7 protein-coding genes are annotated in these 11,517 nt (G+C 34.4%); 5 read left to right on the forward strand and 2 right to left on the reverse strand.

The features are described from left to right. Position 1: 1 nt before the first annotated feature. On the forward strand, positions 2-874 hold the full coding sequence (locus tag J8281_RS07485) for a nucleoside phosphorylase (protein ID WP_210196994.1): 873 nt from the start codon (positions 2-4) through the stop codon (positions 872-874). A 508-nt stretch (positions 875-1,382) separates the two neighbouring features. Beyond that, positions 1,383-2,234, forward strand: a complete 852-nt coding sequence (locus J8281_RS07490; RefSeq protein WP_210196995.1) for a substrate-binding domain-containing protein — start codon at positions 1,383-1,385, stop codon at positions 2,232-2,234. A gap of 638 nt (positions 2,235-2,872) precedes the next feature. Here J8281_RS07490 and ung read toward each other — a convergent pair. Next, a complete protein-coding gene (gene ung / locus J8281_RS07495) occupies positions 2,873-3,538 on the reverse strand; it encodes a uracil-DNA glycosylase (RefSeq protein WP_210196996.1) in 666 nt (221 codons plus the stop codon). A gap of 187 nt (positions 3,539-3,725) precedes the next feature. Here ung and J8281_RS07500 point away from each other — a divergent pair, with 187 nt between their 5' ends. The 3 genes from J8281_RS07500 to J8281_RS07510 all read left to right on the forward strand — a co-directional run bounded on the left by J8281_RS07500 (position 3,726) and on the right by J8281_RS07510 (position 10,427). After that, the gene (locus tag J8281_RS07500; RefSeq protein WP_210196997.1) at positions 3,726-5,912 is read left to right on the forward strand and encodes a DNA mismatch repair protein MutS; all 2,187 of its coding nucleotides are present in this window, start codon (positions 3,726-3,728) and stop codon (positions 5,910-5,912) included. Between the two features lie 140 nt (positions 5,913-6,052). Next, positions 6,053-8,551 carry a PIG-L family deacetylase gene (locus J8281_RS07505; protein ID WP_210196998.1) on the forward strand — a complete coding sequence of 833 codons (2,499 nt, stop codon included), beginning with the start codon at positions 6,053-6,055 and terminating at the stop codon, positions 8,549-8,551. A gap of 193 nt (positions 8,552-8,744) precedes the next feature. Then, positions 8,745-10,427 (forward strand): sodium:solute symporter, encoded by a 1,683-nt coding sequence (locus J8281_RS07510; RefSeq protein WP_210196999.1) that lies wholly within the window; start codon positions 8,745-8,747, stop codon positions 10,425-10,427. Between the two features lie 309 nt (positions 10,428-10,736). On the opposite strand, the gene J8281_RS07515 is transcribed toward J8281_RS07510, so the two are convergent. Further along, the gene (locus J8281_RS07515) at positions 10,737-11,516 is read right to left on the reverse strand and encodes a TauD/TfdA family dioxygenase (RefSeq protein WP_210197000.1); all 780 of its coding nucleotides are present in this window, start codon (positions 11,514-11,516) and stop codon (positions 10,737-10,739) included. Position 11,517 lies beyond the last annotated feature (1 nt).

Raw genomic sequence — 11,517 nt, forward strand, 5'->3', positions numbered from 1 at the left:
TATGCCCATAGCAGCGTCTGAACTTATTTTGAACAATGATGGTAGTATCTATCACCTTCATCTTAAACCCGAGCATCTTGCAAAAACAGTTATTACTGTAGGTGATCCTGATCGTGTTGATCAAATAACGCAATATTTTGATCATATAGAATTTAGTATTCGTAAACGAGAATTTCATACGCAAACCGGAACGTATAAAAACAAAAGAATCACCGTAATATCTACAGGTATTGGTACCGATAATATTGATATTGTTTTAAATGAATTAGATGCACTGGTGAATATCGATCTAAAAACACGAACTATTAAAAAGAAACATACCGCACTCGATATCATTAGAATAGGAACCTCTGGAGCTATGCAAAAAGATATTAAAGTAGATAGTTTTGTGATCTCAAATATAGCCATTGGTTTTGATAACCTTCTTCACTTTTATGAAAATCAACATGTTTTACATCAGAAGATCGCATCCGCTTTAATCGAACATCTACAATGGAATCTACTTAAACCAATACCATACGTAGTTGCAGGAGATACTATGTTAATAGCGCATATGAAGAGTGCCGCAACAACCACCGGAATTACAATAACCAATCCAGGGTTTTACGGTCCCCAAAGCAGAATATTACGATTACCTTTACAAGATGAAAACCTTTTGAATAAGTTGGTATCATTTTCTTATAAAGAATCGAGAATAACAAACTTAGAAATGGAAACTGCGGGAATTTATGGTTTATCAAAGCTATTGGGTCATAGAGCAGTTTCCTTAAGCGTAATTCTGGCAAATAGAACTACTGGTAGTTTTAGTAAAAATCCTAAAAAATCGATAGAAAATATAATAGAATATACTTTAAATAGAATGAACTCATATTGAACAAAAAAATCGCTGATAAAAGCGATTTTGATAGAACTGTTTGTAAAATTAATTGATTGTACGCTATTATACCTAAAAATTTAACTAAGAAGTCATCCTGAATTCATTTCAGGATCTCATTAAGTTTATTTTCAGTACATTGAGATGAGAAGCTGAAACGAGTTCAGCTTGACGCAAACTGTTTAGGTTAGATTACGGATATTCGTATAAAACTATTATCCGAATAATATTTTGAGACTTATTACTAAATTTGTTACTAACAACACACCGATAAATATTACAATTCCATTTTCTATAGAATTGTTTTTCAGTTTAGCCACTTTTACGTAGGCATTCATTTTTTGGGGAAAATTCTTTTTCATAACAATGATGTTTTACGATGTGTTAAAAATTTAAATATGTACTATCTCTTAAAATTTTATGAAGCGAATATATATATTATAATTTTTTTATCGATGAAAATTACAAAATAATCGATGAAATACACATACTTTTAACTTTTTAGTATATGACAACCTTAAAAATTGGAGGTGTTCCTGAGCATTTTAACCTACCGTGGCACCTTTCTATAGAAAATAAAAGCTTTCTAGATCAAAATATCAAACTTGAATGGACAGATTTTCCTGGAGGAACAGGTGCCATGTGTGAAGCTTTGAGAAACGAAGAAATAGACATAGCTATTATACTAACAGAAGGAATCATTAAAGACATCATCGCTGGTAATCCAAGTAAAATCGTACAGATCTATATTGAAACCCCACTAATTTGGGGTATACATGTTAGTGCTGCATCTCCCTATAAATATATTTCAGATCTTGAACATGCCAAAGCTGCTATAAGTCGATACGGTTCTGGCTCTCATTTAATGGCTTATGTAAATGCAAAAAATCAAGAATGGAACACAGATACGCTACAATTTGAAGTGATAAAAAACTTAGACGGCGCAGTCGATGCGTTGACCAAAGGTACAGCAGATTATTTTATGTGGGAACATTTTACGACCAAACCCTTGGTAGATCAAGGTGTGTTTAGAAGAATAGACGACTGCCCTACTCCATGGCCTTGCTTTGTTATCGCAGTACGAGATGAAATATTGCAACATGACGGCGATACAATCAAAAACGTACTTGACATTATTAATAACTGTTCTCTCAATTTTAAAAACATACCAGAGATTGACAGAACTTTGTCTGAAACATATCATCAAAAATTGACTGATATTCAAAAATGGTTAGCAATTACAGAATGGAGTCAATCCATATTAGAAGAACAAACAATTGCAGAAATTCAAGAACAATTATATGCATTGAATATTATTGACAAAAAATACACATATAAAGATTTAGTCTACAAAATGTAATCAACATACGTATTATTTAACGCTTCAAAAGCTAGTTATACCAGTTCTACTTTAAAATTGTTCAAATAAAAAGCAGTCAGTTTTTGTTTAGACAAAAAAGAAAGCTCAATTATAGCCGTAACTACGGTTGCTTTTTATGTTGAAGTATCAACGGAAAAAGGCAATTTTTAATGAATAACTTTAAAGTGGAAGTGGTATTAAGAATTAATTAAGGATCAAAAAGCAGTATTTGCCGGTAATGATTTGTCAAAAATTTAGTATTGACGTGATACATATGGAATTTTTGAAGTCTAAATTCTGATAAATCATTAATAATTTAAAATTTATTGGTCAACTACCAGTAAATTTTAAAAAAAATAATACATTTGCAAAACCCTACCCCACAACTAATTATTAACGCATAAGCAACCATTTTGAAAGTAATGCATCTAATAATTAAATAAACAAATCTATTATGATAACATTTTTACTAATAACACTTGGGCTGGTAGCCTTCAATTTTCTTCTACTAAAGTTTAGTATGCAATCAGTTGATACAAAAAAGAAATCTAATACCAAGAAAGTTCAGATTAATAAAGCAGCGGTACAGGATTCTTCTAAATCAAAAGAAACAGAAATTTCATCTGCGGCATAGATCATTACCAGTCAATCGTCGAATAACCTTTGTCTTTTAGGTATTTGTTAGTTTGACTAAAATGTTTGTTACCAAACCAATACCCCCTGTTTGCGCTTAATGGAGAAGGATGCCCTGTAGTAAGTATGCAATGCTTTGCACTATCTATTTTAGCCCCTTTTTTCTTTGCGAAACCGCCCCATAATAAAAAGACTACATTTTCCTTGTGTTTAGAAACAGCTTCGATCACCGCATCTGTAAAACGTTCCCAGCCTTTGTTTTGATGTGATCCCGCTTGATTTGCTCTTACTGTTAAAGTGGCATTAAGTAACAATACTCCTTGCTTCGCCCATCTTTCTAAATCACCGTGAGTTGGAAATGGTTTCCCCAGATCGGTTTCAATTTCTTTGAAAATATTAATAAGAGAAGGAGGCATAGCAACACCCTGATTCACCGAAAAACATAACCCATTTGCCTGCCCCGCACCGTGATAAGGATCCTGACCAATAATAACTACTCGTACATCGTCGAAACTACAATGATCAAAAGCAGCAAAAATATGAGATCCTTTGGGGTAACAACGATGGTTACTATATTCTTCTTTTATAAAATTTGCCAACGCTGCGAAATACGGTTTTTCGAATTCTTCATTGAGCTGTTCTTTCCAACCCTCTTCAATATTTACATTCATATGATTAACAAATACTATTGTAATTATGTACTTTTGCTCTGATTTAATCTAAATTATAACATTATAAAAAAATTGAGAATGTTTTACTACTAAGCCTATACATAGTTTCAAACTACAACCAATTTTTATACAATGAACTGGTTTAAATGCAAACCGAAGATAACCCAAAAAAACGGGTAAAAAAAGCATGATTCGCATTTCAGAAAAAACACTAAAAGACCTTGAATTTGATACCGTTCTAGAGCAAGTCTCAGAATTATGTAATACAGATCTGGGAAAATCAAAAGCACTTCGGGTTGTGCCTTTTACAAATGAGCAAGCCATTAAAGTAGCACTACAAGAAGTTTTTGAATATAAATCGTCGCATTTAAATGACGCCAGAATTCCTAACCATGAATTTGACAGTATTACGAAAGAAATTCAACTCCTCGCTATAGAAAACACCTTTTTAGAAGCACTGAATTTAAAAAAGGTAATTGCTATTAGCACTACGGTAAATGAGTTATTAACTTTTTTTAAAGCCAAAAGAGAGTTGTATCCTGTATTATACAACACATCTATAAAAGTTACTTTAACCAAAGATATTGTTAATTTGATCACTGCTGTATTAGATAAGTTTGGTGAAATAAAAGATAATGCATCTCCTGCCCTATTACATTTGAGAAAACGAATCAGTACTATTCAAGGAAAGTTAAATGGAAGCTTCGGAAAAGACCTAACCCGTTATAATAGCTTTGGATATCTAGATGATATTAAGGAAAGTGTCGTAGACAATCGTAGAGTACTCGCTGTAAAAGCCATGTATAGACGTAAGGTGAAGGGAGCCATCATGGGGAACTCAAAAACCGGAAGTATTGTTTATATCGAGCCAGAAGCGACACTACAGTTTAGCCGCGAGTTGAGTAACTTACTTTATGAAGAACGCGAAGAAGTAGTCAAAATTTTAAAAGAACTTACGAATAAATTAAGACCATTCATCTCATTATTAAAGCAGTATCAAGAATATCTTAGTCATATCGATGTAATTGCTGCCAAATCAAAATACGCCTCTCAACTTAACGCTGTGCTTCCTAAAATTACAAAAGGTAGAGAACTTACACTTAAAGAGGCATACCATCCCCTACTATACCTTTCAAATCAAGCAAAAGGCGAAAAAACTCATCCGCAGACGATAAGTTTGGATCAAAACAATAGGATTATAGTAATTTCTGGACCAAACGCGGGGGGTAAAAGCATCACCTTAAAAACCATTGGCTTGTTGCAAATAATGCTGCAAAGCGGTATGCTTATTCCTGTACACGAATATAGTAGAGTTTGTTTTTTTGATGTCATACTTACCGATATTGGTGATAATCAATCTATTGAAAATCATTTAAGTACGTATAGTTATCGTTTGAAAAATATGAATGCTTTTCTACGGAAATGTAATAACAGCACACTATTTCTGATCGACGAATTTGGTACAGGTAGTGATCCCGAATTAGGTGGTGCACTGGCTGAAGCTTTTTTAGAAGTTTTTTATGAACGTGAATCTTTCGGAATCATTACTACACATTATGCCAATCTAAAAATGCTTGCCAACGAACTACCAAATATGACCAATGCTAACATGCTATTTGATGCCAAAACACTAGAACCACTATTTAAATTGCATCTTGGTGAAGCGGGTAGTTCATTTACTTTTGAAGTTGCACAGAAAAATGGAATTCCCTTCAGTCTCATTAATAAAGCCAAGAAAAAAGTAGAACGTGGAAAAATTAGATTTGATAAAAGTATAGCAAATCTGCAAAAAGAACGATCTAAACTTCAAAAAACAACTTCTACCCTAAAAACCAAAGAACAAAAAGCCGAAGAGGAAAAAGAACGATTAGAAAAAATTAATGAACGTGTACAACAAAAATTAGAAAGCTACCAAGAGCTCTATGATAGCAACCAGCGCATGATTTATCTTGGAAAAAAAGTTGACGATCTCAACGAAAAATATTTCAACAATAAAAAGAAGCGAGAATTAATCGATGAATTCATGAAAATTGTTCAAGTCGAAAATTCTAAAAGAAAAAAACAATCGGTCAAACAAAGAACTATACAAAAAGTAAAGAAAAAAAAGATCGTTGAAGAAGTAGAAAAACAAGTACAGGTCATTCGTAAAAAAAAGAAAGAAGAAAGAAAGAAAGAAGAGCGTATAGAAGCAAAAAAACCTAAAGTCATCTTAAAAGTTGGTGACCGGGTAAGAATGATCGATGGCAAATCTGTAGGTACAATCGATACGATCGAAAAAGGAAAAGCGGTTGTTAACTACGGCGTTTTTACTACAAATGTTGCTATAGAACAATTAGAATTTGTTGAAACTTCGTCTAAGACTTCAAAAAAATAGGAGACGAAAAATTGAGAATCCAGGCAAGTATTCTGGCTAAAAATAGTAGAATACACCTTTGTTAAAGTATCCTTAAACCAATTTTATGAGAGTATTACTTTTATATATTTGACGCAGTACATAAATATGCTTCAAATATTATGCGAAAATTACTTTTTGTAGTAGTTTGTAGTCTACTCATCCCTCTCACAGCAAAGGCTCAAAAACCAAGTAAACCTAACGCTTCTGAAATTTATGAAGCCATTAAAAAATTAAACTTCTTAGGGTCGGTTTTATATGTAGCAGCGCATCCTGATGATGAAAATACAAGACTTATTTCGTATATGTCGAATCACCTAAAAGCCAGAACTGCCTATTTATCGTTAACACGAGGCGATGGCGGACAAAATCTTATCGGACCCGAAATACGCGAGCTTTTAGGAGTCATACGAACACAAGAACTACTAGCCGCTCGTAGAACAGACGGTGGCGAACAAATGTTTACACGTGCCAACGATTTTGGGTTTTCAAAACATCCCGACGAAACCCTTGCAATATGGAATAAAGAAGAAGTGCTAAGCGACGTAGTTTGGGCTATTCGAAAATTTAGACCGGATATCATTATCAACCGCTTTAATCATAGAACTCCGGGAACCACACATGGCCACCACACCTCTTCTGCCATGCTAAGTGTAGAAGCCTTTGATTTGGCTGGTAACAAAAATAACTACAGTAAGCAATTGCAATATGTAGATATCTGGCAACCCAAACGGCTATTCTTTAATACATCATGGTGGTTTTATGGTAGTCGTGAAAATTTTGAAAAAGCAGATAAATCGAATCTTTTAGCCTTTGATACCGGTGTTTATTATCCGTCTTACGGGCTATCAAATACTGAAATCGCTTCGTTAAGCCGTAGCCAACATAAATCACAAGGATTTGGCAGCACAGGTAGTAGAGGTAAACAAAAGGAATATGTAGAATTAATCAGAGGCGAATTACCAAAAAATAAAACAAACATTTTTGAAGGAATTGATACGTCTTGGAATCGTATTAAAGGAGGAAAAGCCATTGGCAATATTCTAAATCAGGTAGAACAGGATTTTGATTTCACCAATCCCGCAGCTTCCTTACCGCAATTGGTAAAAGCCTACCAAGGCATCGTACAATTAGAAGATGAGCACTGGAAAACTATCAAATCTGAAGAAATTAAAAAAATAATAGCGGCTACGGCAGGGTTATACCTAGAGGCAGTCGCTACAGAACCTACCGCAACCAAAGGCGTTAATGTTTCTTTCAAAATAGAAGCAATTAATCGAAGTGCTACCACAGCTATTCTGGAAGCCGTAACAATAGCGCCCATCGGTATTCAAAAAATTGTCGAACAAACTTTGCAAAATAACATAAAACAAAGCTTTGAGTTAAAAGGTAAAGTTCCTGATGACTTTGAATATACAAATCCATATTGGCTTGTTGAAGAGGGCACGCTAGGTATGTATACTGTAAAAGAGCAAAAACGTATTGGCAAGCCAGAAACGGATCGCGTAATTAAAGCTAATTTTTCTGTAAATATAGAAGGGGTAACCATTCCTTTTTCAAGAGAGGTCATATATAAGACAAATGATCCTGTTAAAGGAGAGGTATATATGCCCTTTGAAATAACACCCGCAGTAGCTGTAGGCATTAGAGATAAGGTAATCATCTTTGCGAATACTACTAAAAAACAAATTCCTGTAATTGTTCGTGCCGGTCAGGCGAATATAAAAGGCGATATTCGTTTAAGTCACCCAAAAGACTGGAAGGTGTCTCCTGAACGTATTCCAATTCAACTTACTCAAAAAGGAGAAGAGAAAACGGTTATGTTTACAGTAATAGCTCCCGATATACAAAGCGAAGGTTTTATTAGGCCCATAGTTACGGTAAATGGAACTACCTATTCTGATGAAGTGATCACCATGGATTATGATCATATTCCCTTTCAAACCGTAGTACTTCCCTCTAAAACTAAAGTTGTACGACTAGATATCAAAAAGAAAGGACAACATATTGGATATATAGAAGGCGCGGGAGATGTTGTTCCAGAAAGTTTAACACAGATTGGATACGATGTTACCACAATTGATCCAGCATCTATCTCGAGTGCTTCTTTAGAAAGTTACGACGCCATAGTTGTGGGGATTAGAGCTTACAATACCGTAGCATCCCTTAAATTTAAACAAGACTACTTATTGGATTATGTAAAAAATGGAGGAAATTTAATTGTTCAATATAACACAAACCGAAGACTAAAGGTTAAGGATAATTTGGGCCCCTATCCTTTTGAATTATCAAGGGATCGAGTCACCGATGAAAATGCTAAAGTTACGTTTCTCGCACCCGATCATCCCGTACTTAATATGCCTAATAAAATTACTGAAGATGATTTTAAAAATTGGGTGCAAGAACGTGGTCTTTATTTTCCGAACCAATGGTCAAATGAATATACTCCTATATTAGCAGCTAAGGATAAAAACGAATCGCTAAAAAAAGGAGCATTGCTCATCGCTCCCTACGGAAAAGGATTTTATGTCTATACCGGCTTAAGTTTTTTTAGAGAGTTTCCTGCAGGAGTTCCCGGGGCATACCGACTTTTTGCGAATATGTTATCCCTAGGAAAATAATACAAAAAGTATGAAAGAGACAGAAGAAAAGTTAGTATGGAAAAAATTGTATTCGGTAGTGTTAATCGCAAATGCCTTATACATTTTATTATTTTATTTAATTAGCATTTCTTTTTCTTGAATATAAGTACATGTTAAACTATCCCGTTCATTCACAAAAATGAGTAAAAACAGTAACTTTTATCAGTAAGATATGCAAACCATAGATTGGATCGTACTCATTGGGACATTAGTATTTATCGTCCTATATGGCACCTATAAAACCAAAGGTAGTAAAAGTGTTAAAGATTATATTCGAGGTGGTAACGAGGCAAAATGGTGGACTGTCGGGTTATCTGTTATGGCGACTCAGGCAAGTGCAATTACATTTTTATCAACACCGGGACAGGCGTTTCATAGCGGTATGGGGTTTGTACAATTTTACTTTGGACTACCCATTGCGATGATCATTATTTGCATGGTTTTTATTCCGATATACCACAAATTGAATGTGTATACAGCTTACGAATATCTCGAGAGTCGTTTTGATCTAAAAACAAGAAGTCTTACTGCCATTTTATTTCTTGTACAAAGAGGACTAGCCGCAGGTATTACAATTTTCGCCCCGGCAATTATATTATCTGCAGTATTAGGCTGGAATCTAACAAAATTGAATATAAGTATAGGAGTACTGGTTATCATATATACAGTCTCTGGTGGAACCAAAGCAGTAAGTGTTACCCAAAAACAGCAAATGGCTATCATTTTTACAGGTATGTTTATTGCTTTTTTCTTAATAATCCATTACTTACCCGAAGGAATTACCTTTTCTAAGGCGCTAGAAATTGCGGGAGCCAGCGGAAAAATGGAAGTGCTGGATTTCTCATTCAATATGGATAATCGGTATACTTTTTGGAGTGGTATTATCGGCGGAACGTTTTTGGCATTATCCTATTTTGGCACAGATCAAAGTCAGGTACAGCGATACCTCTCAGGAAAATCGATAAGAGAAAGTCAATTAGGTTTATTATTTAACGGTCTGCTTAAAGTACCGATGCAATTCTTCATTCTTTTAGTCGGGGTTATGGTTTTTGTTTTTTATCAATTCAATTCATCTCCATTAAATTTTAATCCCAAATCAAAAGAAGGTATTCAAAATACAAAGTATACTGAAGAATATTCGAATTTAGAAGCACAATTGCTGGCAATACAAAACGAAAAAAAAGACCTTATTCAAGAAACCCTGATAGCCAACAATCAAAATAAAATAAATAGTACACTATCCAAAAAACTGAACAACCTTAATACTGCAGAAGTAGACATTCGTAATGCTGCAAGACAATTAATTGTAAAGGCAAATCCTATCATCGAGACCAATGATAAAGATTACGTATTCATACATTTTATTTTGAACAATCTGCCACGCGGTCTCATTGGGCTATTGCTTGCCGTTATCTTATCTGCAGCCATGTCTTCTACAGCTTCAGAACTCAATGCGCTAGCTTCTACTACCGCTGTCGATCTATACAAACGTAACATAAAAGAAGAAAAAACAGAACAACATTATGTAAATGCTTCTAAACTATTTACGCTGTTATGGGGGATTTTGGCGATTTTAGTGGCTTGTTTTGCAAATTTATTTGATAATCTCATTCAGTTAGTTAATATTATAGGCTCTGTTTTTTACGGTAATGTACTAGGTATTTTTCTATTAGCTTTCTTCTTTAAATTCGTACGTAGCAATGCTGTTTTTGTTGCCGCATTAATCACTCAGGTTATTGTCATTTTTGGATGGTATTATAACTGGATGCCGTACTTATGGTTAAATCTTTTTGGATGTGTATTAGTGATAAGTTTTGCAACACTTATACAGTCTATGTCTTATTCAAAACAATAACACAAATTGCTAGTTATGTTTTAGTGAATGACCTTGGGAAGTACGTTCAATTAAAAATTTATACAACCCGATACACTTCTTCCTTTAGTCGAAGCACTACCATTGACGTATTAACTACTAAAGTTCGCCATAGAAAGTTATTTTATACCAGTTCTACTTTGAAATTGCTCAAATAAAAAGCAGTCATTTTTTTTAGGCAAGAAAGAAAACTCAATCATAGCCGTAGTTATGGTTGTTTTTTATTTTGAAGTATAAACGAAAAAGGGCAATTTTTAATGAGTAATTTAAAGTGGAAGTGGTATTACAACATCATACATTATACCCTATCGAAAGCCCACGATGAAGCGTTCTAATACCATTCACTTCTGAATGATCTGCTTTATGCAAGGTATTACCATTATCCCAAACCACAATATCTCCGTTTTTCCAATGATGGCGATATATATTCTTTTCTTGAATAGAATGTATATAACACGCCTTTATAAGAGGTGCTGCGCGCTCATCGTCTAATCCCGATAGCGATATACAACGTATCGGGGTGCTCATATATAATGAAACCTGTCCCGAAATAGGATGAATTCGAAAAATAGGATGATCTGCTTCGGTTTCGGCATCCTTAATTGCAGATACATCTACACCAGATATTACATGTTTTAAGGTTTTCCCTTCTAATTGTTGTTTCATATGATCATCTAGTGTTTGATAAGCCCAGTATTGATTCGTAAATAAAGTATCTCCTCCTTTTGATGGAATAGTTACGGCTCGAAGTGCAGAATATGCCGGTGGTTTTTTAAAATAACTAGAATCGATATGAAACCTACTTTTCGAAGGTCCGGTTTTACCGGCATTGGTTACCACGTTAAGATCTGGATAACCGGGCACCGGTGTTTCACCGGCAGTAAATGTTAAGGGTCCCAGCATTTTAAGAAAATTTACAAAGGTTTCATCTGATGGTTCCTGATTTCGAAAAATCAACACTCCGCATTCTGCCAAAAGCATTTTGATCGTATCTACTTGTTTTGCTGATAAATACTGAAGATCAATATGCGATACCTCTGCCCCAATAGGCTTTTTTTTATGTACTGTCATC

It is taken from the genome of Aquimarina sp. U1-2 (assembly GCF_017897595.1).
Taxonomy (GTDB): Bacteria; Bacteroidota; Bacteroidia; order Flavobacteriales; family Flavobacteriaceae; genus Aquimarina.